The 14,525-nt window shown below is 72.9% G+C and carries 11 protein-coding genes; 1 reads left to right on the top strand and 10 read right to left on the bottom strand.

The features are described 5' to 3' along the window. Positions 1-246 precede the first annotated feature (246 nt). The 10 genes from ABEA87_RS36620 to ABEA87_RS36575 all read right to left on the bottom strand — a co-directional run bounded on the left by ABEA87_RS36620 (position 247) and on the right by ABEA87_RS36575 (position 12,252). Positions 247-888: a DNA-3-methyladenine glycosylase gene (locus ABEA87_RS36620; protein WP_345637780.1), complete on the bottom strand. Its 642-nt coding sequence runs from the start codon at positions 886-888 to the stop codon at positions 247-249. Further along, complete coding sequence (argH, locus tag ABEA87_RS36615) at positions 858-2,315, bottom strand: argininosuccinate lyase (protein WP_425571022.1); 1,458 nt, start codon at positions 2,313-2,315, stop codon at positions 858-860. Before argH ends, ABEA87_RS36620 begins: the two co-directional genes overlap by 31 nt. Positions 2,316-2,388: 73 nt before the next feature. Next, the gene (locus ABEA87_RS36610) at positions 2,389-2,910 is read right to left on the bottom strand and encodes an arginine repressor (protein ID WP_345637691.1); all 522 of its coding nucleotides are present in this window, start codon (positions 2,908-2,910) and stop codon (positions 2,389-2,391) included. Next, positions 2,907-3,839 (bottom strand): ornithine carbamoyltransferase, encoded by a 933-nt coding sequence (gene argF / locus ABEA87_RS36605; protein ID WP_345637689.1) that lies wholly within the window; start codon positions 3,837-3,839, stop codon positions 2,907-2,909. Before argF ends, ABEA87_RS36610 begins: the two co-directional genes overlap by 4 nt. Continuing rightward, complete coding sequence (locus ABEA87_RS36600; protein WP_345637686.1) at positions 3,836-5,020, bottom strand: acetylornithine transaminase; 1,185 nt, start codon at positions 5,018-5,020, stop codon at positions 3,836-3,838. Before ABEA87_RS36600 ends, argF begins: the two co-directional genes overlap by 4 nt. Then, positions 5,017-5,910: an acetylglutamate kinase gene (argB, locus tag ABEA87_RS36595; protein WP_345637684.1), complete on the bottom strand. Its 894-nt coding sequence runs from the start codon at positions 5,908-5,910 to the stop codon at positions 5,017-5,019. The genes ABEA87_RS36600 and argB overlap by 4 nt, the downstream gene beginning before the upstream one ends. Next, positions 5,907-7,094: a bifunctional glutamate N-acetyltransferase/amino-acid acetyltransferase ArgJ gene (gene argJ, locus ABEA87_RS36590; RefSeq protein ID WP_345637777.1), complete on the bottom strand. Its 1,188-nt coding sequence runs from the start codon at positions 7,092-7,094 to the stop codon at positions 5,907-5,909. Before argJ ends, argB begins: the two co-directional genes overlap by 4 nt. Positions 7,095-7,099: 5 nt before the next feature. Beyond that, positions 7,100-8,116, bottom strand: a complete 1,017-nt coding sequence (argC, locus tag ABEA87_RS36585) for an N-acetyl-gamma-glutamyl-phosphate reductase (RefSeq protein WP_345637683.1) — start codon at positions 8,114-8,116, stop codon at positions 7,100-7,102. A gap of 87 nt (positions 8,117-8,203) precedes the next feature. Continuing rightward, positions 8,204-10,876: an AAA family ATPase gene (locus ABEA87_RS36580; protein ID WP_345637680.1), complete on the bottom strand. Its 2,673-nt coding sequence runs from the start codon at positions 10,874-10,876 to the stop codon at positions 8,204-8,206. A 149-nt stretch (positions 10,877-11,025) separates the two neighbouring features. After that, a complete protein-coding gene (locus tag ABEA87_RS36575) occupies positions 11,026-12,252 on the bottom strand; it encodes a metal-dependent hydrolase family protein (RefSeq protein WP_345637678.1) in 1,227 nt (408 codons plus the stop codon). Between the two features lie 409 nt (positions 12,253-12,661). Here ABEA87_RS36575 and ABEA87_RS36570 point away from each other — a divergent pair, with 409 nt between their 5' ends. Beyond that, the gene (locus ABEA87_RS36570) at positions 12,662-14,476 is read left to right on the top strand and encodes a zinc ribbon domain-containing protein (protein WP_345637676.1); all 1,815 of its coding nucleotides are present in this window, start codon (positions 12,662-12,664) and stop codon (positions 14,474-14,476) included. Positions 14,477-14,525: the final 49 nt, after the last annotated feature.

Below are 14,525 nucleotides of genomic sequence, written 5' to 3'. Positions count from 1 at the left end.
CCAGACGGCTGCATGTCAACACGTTGGCTCCCCTCCCAAAAGCCTCGAACTCGTAGGATGACGCGTTGACCTTTCAGGTCAGGAGGGTCTCGATGGTCGGACGTTCATGACCAACCTGCGGGAAGCGGTCGAGGCATACCTCGAGGAGGTCTCACAACCGACCATCGAGGCCACCCCCCTGGTGACGTCCTTCCAGGTGGGAAGGGCCGCATGAGCCCAGCCCTGGCAGATCTTCCGCTCGCATGGCTACGTCGATGCGCGGCGCGGTACGTGGCGGCGGTAGGCGCTGACCGTCGGGTCGCCCTTGAGCCAGAAGCGCCATGGCAGGTCGTGCGCGCCCGTGACCCCGACCCGCGGCCCCGCCTCGATCTCGCCGACCTTCCCGTCGCGCGGCAGCAGCAGACCCAGGCCCGACCCGTCCAGCAGGTTCGTGCCGTAGAACGCCCGGTCGATGCCCAGCGTGGCGCACAGCCGGGCCGGGCCGCGCGCCAGGTCGATGTCCCGGCGCACCGCCACCCGTCTCGCCCGGGCCGTTTCCAGACCATCCACAATGGACCCCGCCCGGAGCAGCACCGCCGAGGCCTCGCCCTCCACGCCGCACACGACGTTCACGCACCAGTGCATGCCGTACGTGAAGTACACGTACGCGTACCCGGCCGGCCCGAACATCACCGCGTTGCGCGGGGTACGCCCGCGGTGCGCGTGTGACGCCGGGTCCAGGCCGGTACCCGAGTAGGCCTCCACCTCGGTCAGCCGCACCGTCACCCCGCCGGCCACCAAGCGGCACCCGAGCAGCCCGCGGGCGGCCCGGTCGACGGGGCCGGCCAGCAGCTCGGCGAGGCCCGGCTCGCGGCGTGTCAGCGGGGTACCACCCGCTCGCTGGCCCAGGACCGCCACTGGTCGAGGCGGTCCTGCACGGTCACCAACTGGTCGGCCACCGGCCCCGGCCCGGTCGAACCGGGAGTACGCCGGGCGGCAAGCGCGCCCCGCACCGACAACACCTCCCGCACCTCCGGCGTGAGCCGAGGCGACACGGCGGCGAGGTCGTCGTCGGAGACCTCCTCCAGCGCGCACTCCCGGGCGGCGGCCAGCGCGACCAGCCGTCCGGTGATCTCATGCGCGTCGCGGAACGGTACCCCCTGGCGCACCAGCCAGTCGGCCACCTCGGTGGCCAGCGTGTACCCCTGCGGCGCGGCGGCGACCAACCGGTCCACCCGTACCGTCATCGTGGAGATCATCCCCGCCAGCGCCGGCAGCACCAGCTCCAGCGTGTCGACCGCGTCGAAGACCGGCTCCTTGTCCTCCTGCATGTCCCGGTCGTACGCCAGCGGCAGGCCCTTGAGCATGGTCAGCACCGAGACCAGCCCGCCGATCAGCCGGCCGGTCTTGCCCCTGGCCAGCTCGGCGATGTCCGAGTTCTTCTTCTGCGGCATGATCGACGAGCCGGTCGCGAACCCGTCGTCCAGCTCCACCCAGCCGAACTCGGGAGTGGTCCACAGCACCACCTCCTCGCCCAGCCGGGACAGGTGCACCCCGGCCAGGGCGAGCACGAACAGCAGCTCGGCGACGAAGTCCCGGTCGCCCACCGCGTCGATCGAGTTCGGCGCGGCCTGCTCGAAGCCCAGCTCCTGAGCGACCTGCACCGGGTCCAGCGGCAGCGACGAGCCGGCCAGCGCGCCGGCGCCCAGCGGGCTGACCGCCGCCCGGCGGTCCCAGTCCCGCATCCGGTCGAGGTCGCGCAGCAGCGCCTGGACGTGCGCCAGCAGCTGGTGGCCGAAGGTGACCGGCTGGGCGTGTTGCAGGTGGGTCATGCCGGGCGCGGGCGTTTCCACGTGCCGCTCGGCCTGTTCGGTCAGCGCGTCGGCCAGCTCGACCAGCCGGGCCGCCACGCCGCGGGCGTGGTCGCGCAGGTACAGCCGGAGGTCGGTGGCCACCTGGTCGTTGCGGGACCGGCCGGCGCGCAGCTTGCCGCCCAGCGTGCCCAGGCGCTCCAGCAGCCCGCGCTCCAGCGCGGTGTGCACATCCTCGTCGTCCACGGTGGGCCGGAACTCCCCGGAGGCGCACGCCGCCTCCAGGTCGTCCAGCGCGGCCAGCATCCGGCCCAGTTCGTCGGCGGACAGCAGGCCGGCACGGGCCAGCACCCTGGCGTGCGCGCGGGAGGCGGCCAGGTCGTACGGGGCCAGCCTCCAGTCGAACTGCACGCTCACGGAGAGCCGGGCCAGCGCCTCGGCCGGTCCGCCGGCGAACCGTCCACCCCAGAGTCGGGTCGAGCCTTCGGTCAGTGACTGATCGTTCACGTTGGCTATTATGCTCATCGTCAGCTCTGGGCCCTGATCCTCATGGAAGAAGCGGCTGTGTCGCGCCGCGCCGGCTGGCGCCCACTCATGATCATTCGTTGCCTTCCTCACGCCCGGCCCAGCCGGACAGCTTGGCGGCCAGCCGCTGGCCACTGCGGTTGATGGCGTCCTCGCCGGTCTCGCGCGCCACGACGAGGATGGTGTCGTCACCGGCGATGGTGCCGACCACGTCCGGCAGGCCGGAGCGGTCCAGCGCGCTGGCGAGGAACTGCGCGGCCCCGGGCGGAGTACGCAGCACCACCAGGTTGCCGCTGGCGTCGGCGCCGGTGAGCAGTTCGCGCAGCAGCCGCACCAGGCGTGCCGGGGCCTGCTCGGCCGGGCGCAGCACGGGGTTACCGTCCTCCGGAATCAGGTACGCGGCCGGGGCGCCGTCGCTCGCGCGGACCTTCACCGCGCCCATCTCCTCCAGGTCACGGGACAGCGTGGCCTGGGTGACCTGTACCCCGTCGGCCGCGAGCAGGTCGGCCAGTTCGGTCTGCGAGCGCACCGGCCGTTCCCGGATCAGCCGGGCGATCCGGGCGTGCCGGGCGGTCTTGGTCAGCGGCGCGGTCATCGGGTGTCCCCGGCGGACATCAGCCAGGCCAGCAGCGCCTTCTGCGCGTGCAGCCGGTTCTCCGCCTGATCGAACACGGCGCTGGCCGGGCCGTCCATCACCTCGTCGGTGATCTCCTCGCCCCGGTGCGCGGGAAGGCAGTGCAGCACGATCGCGCCGGGCGCCGCGGCGGCCAGCAGCTTGGAGTTGACCTGGTACGGCAGGAACGGGGTGATCCGGTCCCGCCCGTCGTCCTCCTGGCCCATCGAGGTCCACGCGTCGGTGGCCACCACGTCCGCGCCGTCCACCGCCTCGTACGGGTCGCGCACCGACTCCACCCCGCCGCCGGTCCACGCCGCGAGCTCATGCGCCCGGGCCAGCACCGCCGGGTCCGGGTCGTACCCGGCCGGGCCGCTGACCCGTACCCGCATGCCCGCGGTGGCCCCGGCCAGCAGGTACGAGTGCGCCATGTTGTTGGCCGCGTCGCCGACGTACGCCAGCGTCCGGCCGGCCGTGGAGCCCAGCCGTTCCCGGATGGTCAGCAGGTCGGCCAGCAGCTGGCAGGGGTGGAAGCCGTCGGTGAGCGCGTTGACCACCGGTACCGTGCCGCCCGCGGCCAGCGCCGCCAGCCGGGCGTCGGAGAAGGTACGGATCACGATCGCGTCCACGTACCGGGACAGCACCGCCGCCGCGTCGTCGATGCTCTCGCCGCGGCCGAAGTGGGTGGAGCGCGAGTCGATGACCAGCGGCTGCCCGCCCAGCTGGGCGACGCCGGTCTCGAACGAGACCCGGGTGCGCAGCGAGGGCTTCTCGAAGATGAGCGCCACCGGGCGCGGGCCGGCCAGCGGCCGGTGGGCGTACCGGTCCTTCTTGAACTCGGCCGCCAGGTCGAGCACCGTCGCCTGCTCGGACGGGCTCAGGTCGTCGTCGCGCAGCAGGTGACGGGTCATGACTCACTTCCCTGGATGGTCTCGGTGTCCACATGGGACAACGCGCCGACGAACGCGTCGGCCTGGTCGGCGGACAGGATCAGCGGCGGAGCCAGCCTGATCACGTTCGGTTGGATGGGGTTGACCAGGAAGCCGGCCTCCAGCAGCGCCCCGGCGACGGCCTTGCTGACCGGCTGCTTCAGCACGATGCCCAGCAGCAGGCCGGCCCCGCGCACCTGGGACACCAGCGGGTGGTTCATCGCCTCGACGCCCCGGCGGAGCCGCTCGCCGATCCGCTTCACGTGGTCCAGCAGCCCCTCGGAGGAGATGGTGCCGAGCACCGCCAGCGCCGCCGCGCAGCTGACCGGGTTGCCGCCGAAGGTGCTGCCGTGGCTGCCCGGGCCGAACAGGTCGGCGGCCGGGCCGAAGGCCAGGCAGGCGCCGATCGGCAGCCCGCCGCCGAGCCCCTTGGCCAAAGTCATGACGTCCGGCTCGATGCCCTCGGCCTGGTGGGCGAACCAGTGGCCGGTGCGCCCGATGCCGGTCTGCACCTCGTCGAGCGCGAGCAGCGCGCCGTGCCGGGTGGTGATCTCGCGGGCCGCGGCCAGGTATCCGCTCGGCGGCACCACGACACCCTGCTCGCCCTGGATCGGCTCCAGGATCACCATCGCGGTGTCGTCGGTGACCGCGGCCGCGAGCGCCTCCACCGAGCCGTACGGCACGTGGGTGACGTCACCGGGCAGCGGCCGGAACGGGTCGACCTTGCCCGGCTGGCCGGTCAGCGCGAGCGCGCCCATGGTGCGCCCGTGGAACCCGCCCTCGGCCGCCACCACGTGCGTGCGCCCGGTGCGGCGCGACAGCTTGAACGCCGCCTCGGATGCCTCCGCACCCGAGTTGGCGAAGAACACCCGGCCCGGCCGGCCGACCAGGGCCAGCAGCAGTTCGGCCAGCGCCACCGGCGGCTCGGCGATGTAGAGGTTGGACACGTGCCCGAGGGTGGCGATCTGCCGGCTGACGGCGTTGACCACCGCCGGGTGGGCGTGGCCGAGCACGTTGACCGCTATCCCGCCGAGCAGGTCCACATAGGAGCGCCCGGACTCGTCCCAGACCACCGCGCCCTCGCCGCGCACCAGGGCGAGCGGCGGAGTGCCGTAGTTGTCCATCATGGACTGTTGCCAACGCTCGATCAGGGAACTGGTCATGACGGCACCACCATGGTTCCGAAACCCTCCGAGGTAAAGACTTCCAGCAGCGTGGAGTGGGCGACCCGACCGTCCACGACGTGGGCCGCGGGCACGCCGCCGCGTACGGCGCGCAGGCAGGCCTCCATCTTGGGCGCCATGCCGGCCGACAGGCTCGGCAGCAGTTCGGCGAGCGCGTCGGTGCCGATCAGGGAGATCAGGCTGGACTCGTCCGGCCAGGACGCGTAGAGGCCGCTGACGTCGGTCAGCACGACCAGCTTCCGGGCCCGCAGCGCGACCGCCAATGCGGCCGCGGCGGTATCCGCGTTGAGGTTGTGCAGCACGCCGTCGACGTCCGGCGCGACCGTGGACACCACCGGGATGCGCCCGGCGTCGATGAGGTCGGCGACCGCCGACACGTTCACCGCGTCCACGTCGCCCACCTGGCCGACGTCGACCGGCTCGCCGTTGACGAAGGCCGGCCGGCGCACGGCGGTGAACAGCCGGGCGTCCTCACCGGACAGGCCGACTGCGAACGGACCGTACTCGTTGATCAGCCCCACCAGCTCCCGGCCGACCTGCCCGACGAGCACCATCCGCACCACGTCCATCGCCTCGGGCGTGGTGACCCGCAGCCCGCCGCGGAATTCGCTCTCGATGCCCAGCCGGGACAGCATCGTCGAGATCTGCGGCCCGCCGCCGTGCACCACGACCGGCTTGAGCCCGACGTAGCGCAGGAACACCATGTCGGCCGCGAAGTCCCGGCGCAGCTCCGGCGAGGTCATCGCGTTGCCGCCGTACTTGATGACGATGGTGGCGCCGTGGAACCGGGCCAGCCACGGCAGCGCCTCGATCAGGGTGGCGGCCTTGGACTGCGCCACCGCCATGTCACGGGTCAACGATGCGGTCATGTCGAGTACGCCGAGTTCTCGTGGACGTACGCCAGCGACAGGTCGTTGGTCCAGATGGTCGCCTGTTCGCCGCCGGCGTGCAGTTCGATGGTTATCGTCACGGCCCGGCCGGTGAGGTCCACTTTGGACCGATCCTCGGCCGCACCGCCGCCCCGGCACACCCACACCCCGTTGACCGCGACGTCGAGCTGGTCCGGCTCGAACACGGCGCTCGTGGTGCCCACGGCGGCCAGGATCCGGCCCCAGTTCGGGTCGTTGCCGAACAGCGCGGTCTTCACCAGGCTGTTACGCGCCACGGCCCGCCCCACCTGTACCGCGTCCGCCTCGCTCGCCGCGCCGGTCACCTCGATCGTGACGTCCTTGGTCGACCCCTCGGCGTCGGACAGCAGCGCCGCGGCGAGGTTGCCGCACGCGGCGGTCACCGCGCGGGTCAGCTCGTCCCGCTCCGGCGCGATGCCCGAGGCGCCGCTGGCCAGCAGCAGCACCGTGTCGTTGGTGGACATGCACCCGTCGGAGTCGAGCCGGTCGAAGGTCAGGCGGGTCGCCTCGCGCAGCGCGGCATCCAGCGCCTCGGAGTCCGCCACCGCGTCGGTGGTCAACACCACCAGCATGGTGGCCAGCCCGGGGGCGAGCATGCCGGCGCCCTTGGCCATCCCGCCCACGCACCACCCCGATCCCGGGACGACGGTGGTCTTCGGCCGCGTGTCGGTGGTCATGATGGCCAGCGCCGCCGGTGCGCCACCGTCGGCCGACAACTCACCGGCCGCGGCGTCCACGCCGGGCAGCAGCTTGTCCATGGGCAGCCGCTCGCCGATCAGCCCCGTCGAGCAGACCGCCACCTCGCCGGCCCCGATCGAGATCCCGGCGGCGTCCAGTACCCGGGCGGTGTGCTCCGCCGTCGCGTGGGTGTCCTGGAAGCCCGGCGCCCCGGTACAGGCGTTGGCGCCGCCTGAGTTGAGCACCACCGCGCGCACCGCCGGGCCGCGCAGCACCTGCTGGCTCCACAGCACCGGCGCGGCCTTGACCCGGTTGGCGGTGAAGACCCCGGCCGCGCTCGCGTCCGGGCCGTCGTTGACCACGAGCGCCACGTCGAGGCCGCCGCTGGCCTTGAGCCCGGCGGCCACGCCGGCCGCCCGGAACCCCGCGGCGGCCGTAACTCCAACCGATCCCTCACTCACGGGCAACTCGCTCACGGCGCCACCCCGTTCGCGGTCAGGCCGGTCGTCTCGGCCAGGCCGAGCATCAGGTTCGCGCACTGGATGGCCTGGCCGGCCGCGCCCTTGCCCAGGTTGTCGATGGCCGAGACCACCATGATGCGGCCCGAGTCGGTGTCCATCGTGGACTTCAGGTGCGCCGCGTTCGAACCGGATGTCGCGGCCGTGTGCGGCCAGGCGTTGCCGGGCAGTACCCGCACGAACGGCTCGCCCCGGTACGCCTCGGCCAGCACCGCCTCGACGTCGGCGGCCGTGACCCCCGCGGAGGTCGGGCGGGCGGTGACCGTCGCCAGGATGCCCCGCGGCATCGGCGCCAGCACCGGCGTCATGGACAGCGTCCGCGCACCGGTGGCCTGCTTGATCTCCGGTACGTGCTGGTGGGCGCCGACCTTGTACGGCGACAGGTCGCCCATCACCTCGCTGCCCAGCAGGTTCGGCTTGAGCCCCCGCCCGGCCCCCGAGGTGCCCGAGGACGCGACCACTACCACGTCCTCCGGGTCCGCCAGCCCGACCGCGATGAGCGGGGCGAGAGCGAGGATCACCGACACCGCGTAGCAGCCGGTGTTGGCCACCCGGTCCGCCCCGGCGATGGCCTCCCGCTGGCCGGGCAGTTCCGGCAGGCCGTAGGTCCAGGCGCCGGCGTGCGGGCCACCGTAGTAGCGCGCCCACGCCCCGGCGTCACGCAGCCGGTGGTCGGCACCCAGGTCAACGATCTTGACGTGAGCGGGCATCGCCGCCGCCAGCTCGGCGGACTGCCCGTGCGGCAGGGCCAGGAAGACCAGGTCCGCGCCGCCCAGGGTGTCCGGATCGGTCTCGGTCAGGACAAGATCGGCCAGGGTGACCAGGTGCGGATGCACCTCCGCCAACGGGGTTCCCGCCTGGCTGTGCGCGCTCGCCGCCACCACTTCGACCTCGGGGTGCCCGGCAAGCAGGCGCAGCAGTTCACCCCCGGCGTACCCGCTGGCGCCGGCCACCGCCACTCGCGCTCCCATGCATCCTCCCTCGCATCGCTATGCAAAGGAGCGTATCAGCATGCAACGAACGCGTTCAACGGTGATCCGCTCAAGATCCGGATTCGGTCAGCTCCCGTCGATCCCCTGGGCCAGTTGATCACGTCCGCGCACCCCGAACCGCCGGTACAGCCGGGTGAGGTTCGCCTCCACCGCCTTGATCGACAGGAAGGTCGACCGGGCGATCTCCCGGTTGGTGGCCCCGCTGCGCACCAGCTCGACGATGCGCCGCTCGGTCTCGGACAGCCCCGCCCCGCGGGCGCCGTCCAGCCTGGCCAGCTCCCCCTCGGCCACCGCCCGCCAGGGACCCGCCCCGGCCGCCGAGTACCGGCCGATCGCCTCGGTCAGTGCCTCCCGCGCCGCGCCCCGCCGGTGCGCCCGGCGCTCGATCGTGCCCAGCGTGTGCCATCCCCGGGCGAGCTCGATCGGGTACGGGTGGGCAGCCCACCGGTGCAGCCGCTGCGCCAGCCCCTCGGCGGCCGAGCGCGGGTCGCCGCCGGCCGCGAGAAGCACCGCGTCGGCCCGGTCCAGCCCCAGTTCCACCACGTGCCGCTCCAGCCGCCGGGCCTGCGCCCGGACCTCGGCCAGCACGCCGGAGGCCTCGTCCCGGGCTCCGGCCGCGGTCAGCGCCTCGACGAAGTCGGCGTGCCACATGAAGCCGGCGGGGTCCACCGGGCCACGGCGCTGCTCCAGCGCGTACGAGCGGCGCATCGGCTCCACCGCGGCGACCGGGTCGCCGCCCAGCAGCAGGATCTGACCCTGCACCGCGTACGCGCCCTTGAGCCAGTCCTCGTCCTTGGCCGCCTCGCTGGCCTCGATCGCGGCGCGCACGTACGTCTCGGCCTGCTCGACCGTTCCGCCGGCCAGCTCCACCAGCGCCGCGATCAGTAGCCCGTTTCCGGGCGGTCCGGTCGAAATGTCGGAGAACAGCCGCATGCAGTACCGCCCGGCGGCCAGCGCGTCGACGCACCGCCCGGCCCGGGTGTACACCGACGCCACCCCGTGCAGCACGTCGGCCAGGTCCCGGACCGTACCCGAGCGCTCCACCTCGGCCCGCAGCGTCTCGATCCGGCGCACCGCCTCGGCCACCTCGCCCCTGCGCAGGGCGGCCGCGGTGGTGATGTGGCGCGCCTCGACCACCGAGGAGCTGAGCGGCAGGCCACGGGAGAGCGCGGCGGCCCGCTCCATGATCTCTTCGCTGCCCCGGATGTTGATCGCCGCTTCCAGGTGGGCCCGCCAGGCCAGGCTCTTGACCAGCGACTCGGTGTCCGAGGCCCGCTCGGCGGCCTCCTCGGCGCTCTTGACCTCGGCCAGCGCCGACTCGGTATCCCCGTCGTAGAACGCCTTGGCCGCGCGCTGCAGCCGCACCCGGCCGACCAGCCGCGGCACGTCCTCGGCGTCGGCGGTGGCCGCGTCCAGCAGCGGCCCCGTCCCCGACTGGTCCTGGCCGGCCAGCTCCACCAGCAGCAACCGGGCCTCCACCCGGGTGGCCGGCCCGGCCGCGCCCCGTAGGGCCTCGGTGGCCAGCCGGCGCGCCTCGACGATGGAGCCGCCCGCGAACGCGTGCCGCGCGGCGTCCAGCCGGCGCTCGGCGGCGCGCTTCTCGTCGATGCTGCGGTCGGCCGCCAGCCGGGCCAGGTCGGCGGCCACCACCGGCGCGCCGCGCCGCCGGGCCACCGCCGCGGCGTCGGCCAGCGTGCTGGCCAGCCCCTCGTCCGGCGCGTTGCGGGCGAGCGCGAGGTGCCGGGCCCGCTCGACCGGATCGTCGACCGCCGCGGCCAGCCGCTCGTGGGCCAGCAGCCGGGCGGACTGATCGGCGTCCGCGTAGACCATCTCGCGCAGCAGCGGGTGGCTGAACCCGATCATGCCGTTGGCCTCGGCGGCGAGCACCCCCGCCCGCACCGCCTCGGCGAGGTCGGCGTCCGGATCGACGCCGGCGCGCTCGATCAGGGTGCGAGTGGGCCGCGCGGCCGCCGCGACCACCATCAGCGGCACCGCGGCCGTACCGGGCAGTGCGGCCAGCCGCGCGGCGAGCAGCCCACGCAACCGGTCCGGTACCGGCAGCGGCTCGCCGCCGCCCAGTGGACTGACCCGCGCGGACAGCGCCCGGCCGAGCTCGACGGCGAACAGCGGATTGCCGCCCGACGCGGCGTGGATGCGCGTCATCGTAGGGCGCGACAGGGCGCCGTCGAAGCGGTCCCGGAGCAGGTCGGCGACCTCGTCCTCGGACAGCGGGCCGAGCGACAGCTCGGTGCACGGCTCCGGGCACAGGTCGACGTGCCGGGACGAGCCGTCGCTGCGCTCGGTGGCGATCATCTGTACCGCGAGGCCGGACAGCCGGCGGGCGACGAACCGCAGCACCCCGGCGCTGGGCTCGTCGACCCAGTGCAGGTCGTCGATGACCAGCAGCACCGGGCTGAGCGCGGCCAGCACCCGCAGCAGTTCCAGCACGGCCAGCCGCACCGCCAGCTCGTCCTGCGGCGTGGCCGGTGCGACGGTGCGCAGCAGCGCGGCGTCCAGCGCGGCGCGCAGATGGCCCGGCAGCAGCGAGCCGTGCTCGGCCAGCGCGCCGGTGAACAGGTCGAGCAGCGTCAGGTACGGCAGCCCGGACTCGACCTCGGCCGCCGAGGCGCGCAGCACGCGAGACTCCGGCCGGTCCGCGGCCAGGCTGGACAGCACGGTCGACTTACCGATCCCGGCCGGCCCGACGAGCAGGACGCTGCCCGCGTCCGCCAACTGCACGCGCGCCACCCCGAGCGCGTCCTCACGACCAATGGGAATGGGTGGCCGACGTTCCCCCACGACGGGGAGTCTGCCTCGTCCGGCGCGTTCCGGGGACCTTTGAGCGAGGCGTTGTAGCGAAAGCGCAACCATCTGATTCCGGTCCGCATTCATCCCTTGACTCGGTCTCCTCCCTTCCAGACTCCGGTGATGTGCGCGGGTTCGGCGAATATCCCCAGGTCAACAAGGGGATCGGCGTCCAGCGTGAGCACGTCGGCCCGGTACGACTCGATGAGCTGGCCGGAGCGCGGCGCCTGGGGGCCCAGCGTGGCCGGCCCGTTGGCGGTGGCCGCCTCGATCGCCTCCAGCGCGTCGAACCCGCACTCGCCCAGCAGCCCCAGTTCCCGGCCGTTGTGGCCCCAGGAGACCGGTCGGTCGCCGGCCGTCAACGACAAATCGGTGCCCATCGCCACGGTCACCCCCAACTCGTGCGCCAGGGACACCGCGGCCGTGTGCTGGTCGATCAGCGCGTCCAGCTTCGCCTGGGCCCACGGCGGCGCCGACCGCGACTCCCAGATCTCCACTACGATGGTGCGGGTCGGCACCAGGACCGCGCCGGTCTCCCGCATCGCGACGGCGCACTCCTCGTCCAGGTACGTGCCGTGTTCGATGGTGCGCACGCCGGCCTCCAGGGCGGCCATGATGCCCGGCTTGCCGTGGCAGTGCGCCGCCACCACCCGGTCGGCCATCCCCGCCATCTCGACGACCGCGCGCAGTTCCTCGCCGGTGAACTGCTGATGGATCGGATGGTCGACCTCGGACAGCACGCCGCCCGAGGCGCACACCTTGATGACCCGCGCGTCGCGGCGCAGCTGTTCCCGGGCCGCCTTCGCGCACTCCGCCGGACCGTCGGCGAGCCGGAACTCGGTACCGGCGCCGGTGTAGTCGAGCATCCACGGCAGCGGGTACCCGTGCAGGTCACCGTGGCCGCCGGTGGGTGACAGCACGGCGCCGGCCGGATAGATGTCCGGCCCGGTCACGATGCCCTCGCGCACCGCCTTGGCCAGGTGGACGCCCAGGCCACCCATCTCGCGCACGGTGGTCACCCCGGCGTCCAGCGCGGCCCGCAGGTCGGCCGTCGCCCGGGCCGCCCGCAGCGGGGCGGGCTCCACCGGCAGCCTCGCCAGGTCCAGGCTGTATGCGCCGAACAGGTGCGTGTGGCAGTCCCACAGGCCGGGCATCACGGTATGCGCGTGCACGGTCGCGGCATCCGGGGTCGGCGGCGCCTGGGCGGCCGGGCCGGCGTAGCTGATCGCCTCCCCGTCGATGAGCACCACCGCGTCGGGTACCGGGCTTCCCCGGCCGGGAATCAGCTGCGTCGCCTCGATCCGTTGCATGACCTGAGGGTATGCGGCTGTTGACCGCTTGACTAAGCGGGGCTGTTTGATACCGTTCGATGGCGCGGTTGCTTGGTCCGAATTGTACTCATTGAGCTGATATCTATTCATGGCGTGGGGGCCGTTGTGTAGTGGAGGTTGTAAAGGTGGCGCAGGTCGGTTGGGAGCGGCAGTGTGCCTGCGTGTCGCTTGGCGTGTGTGCGGCGATGAGTCGTGAGCACGGGCGTCAGTTGTTGGTTGGTGTGGGTGAGGGTGTGCGGTAGTGGCGGGCGTCTTGGTCTCGACCGCGACGTGTACCGCTTTCCGGGCGATGTGTGGCGGCACCCCTGATCGGCCGGGTGTACCGGTACCTGTGGCGGGGCGGCTTCTTGCACAGCGGGTCGGGTGGCTCGCGGATCTGGTCGGGGCGATGGCCGATCAGGTGATCGCGCAGCGGTGGACGGATGCCTGTCTGGCGCAACTTGCTGGTGGGGTGGGTCCGGATGGGCGGGTGTTGCCGGGTAAGGGTTGGGTGGCGTTGCGCCGGTTGGGGTGGGGTGCAGTCGCTCCGGTGGGTGTGGTGGTGTCGGATCGGGTGCGGCGGGTTGCCGAGGAAGAGGCAGCCCGTGCCCTGCGACTTTCGACCAGTCGCCGGCTGGTGGTCGTCGCGTTGCTGTCCACGTGGCCGCGGAACCCGGCACAGCGCACCGATCAGGAATGGTCGACGTTGCGCCGGTCGCTCCCCGATGGGGTGGACAGCGCGACGATCCGTAACCGGACCCGGCAGATCACCGCGTGGGTGACCCGTTGCGATCGGTTGCCAGTGGATATGTGCGAGTTGGAGGCGGCGCCGGGGGTGGCGCGGCAGGTGAGCCTGGCCGCCGCGGACCGCCAACTGGTCCGCGTGCAGCGGGTCGACGACCGTATGGTGCGGGTGTGGGTGCAGTTGCCGGTGTGCCCGTTGCCGGGCTCGTATGCGGACTGGGTGTGGCACGCGCTGACCGTGCGGGTGCCGGCGACGATGCCAGGCACCCCGACCGTGTGCACCCCGACCCTGCGCCCGGCTGTCGATGGGGTTCGGGTGGACCTACCCTGGCGGGTCGACCACATCCCGTCGACGTTGATGGGTCATACCCGGGCGGTCGGTGCGGACTGGGGTGTGAACACCCTGCTCACTGGCACCTTTGCCGACTCGGACGGGTCGGGCGGGTCGTCGTTGCGGGCGATGGGCGGGCCGTTGCGGTTCGACGCGACCGGCGTGTCGAGTAAATTCGTGCGGCTACGCCGCCACCGCGAACAGTTGAACACCAAGATCGATCACCTGACCCGGCTGGTGCAGGGCCGCCCGGCCGCCGCCGTACCCGACCCGGCCCTACTGACCAAACTCATGCGGTTGCGGACGGAGCATGAGACGGTGTGCGCCCGGATCCGGCACCTCAATCGGGCGTTGGCCTGGTCTGCGGCGCGATGGCTGGTCGACCACGCCACCACCGCCGACGCCACCGTGATCTACCTGGAAGACCTCACCACTCTAGAGGCCCGGAGCGGGTCACGCAGTCTCAACCGCCGCTTGTCCGGCGCGGTCCGCGGCCAGGTATCCACCGCCGTGCACCACCTGGCCACCAAGGCGGGTGTCGCGGTGGTGCGGGTCCCGGCCCGCGGCACGTCCTCGTGCTGTCCCCGCTGCGGCGCCACCGTGCGGCATGTCAAGGCCCCGGACCGGCTGGTGGCCGGCTACCGGTGGACGACCTGCGGCTGTGGGCTGTCGGCTGATCGGGATCACGCCGCGGCGCAGCGCATCGCCGCCCGGGGCCTGGCCAACCAGACCAGAACCCGCCGCGATCCCACCACCGGCGGCGGGATCATCCGCACCGCCATCGACGCCCCGATCCACCCGCACCGCCCGCGTCGGCGGAAGAAGACCCCGGGCGCCGCGGCCCCCAGCAGACCGCGCCGGGACCGGCGCAAGAACGGTCCCACCCGGCAACAAGTTCGACCCGCGACTTTCCGATGTTCACCTCTGCTGCCCTCGCGACGGCAGACTCCCGCCCCGGCAGACTCGCCTCAAGCAGTCACCGGCAAGCGTCCGGCGGGACGGCTACCCCAGGAGACCCACCCAGGCCTCCAGGTACCGACCACGATTCCCACCCGCCCCCACCGGGTCCGCGGGGCACTCCTCGGCCACGGCTTCCACCACTTGGTACACGCCACACCAGTACCAACGGCGAAACGCCCGAATCGCTGAAGATCACACAGGGAATTAGAGACGCTACGCGGCCTGACCGGCCGGTGAA

This window comes from Rugosimonospora acidiphila, assembly GCF_039543385.1.
Taxonomy (GTDB): Bacteria; Actinomycetota; Actinomycetes; order Mycobacteriales; family Micromonosporaceae; genus Rugosimonospora; species Rugosimonospora acidiphila.
This window is presented reverse-complemented; position numbering and strand designations above follow the sequence as displayed.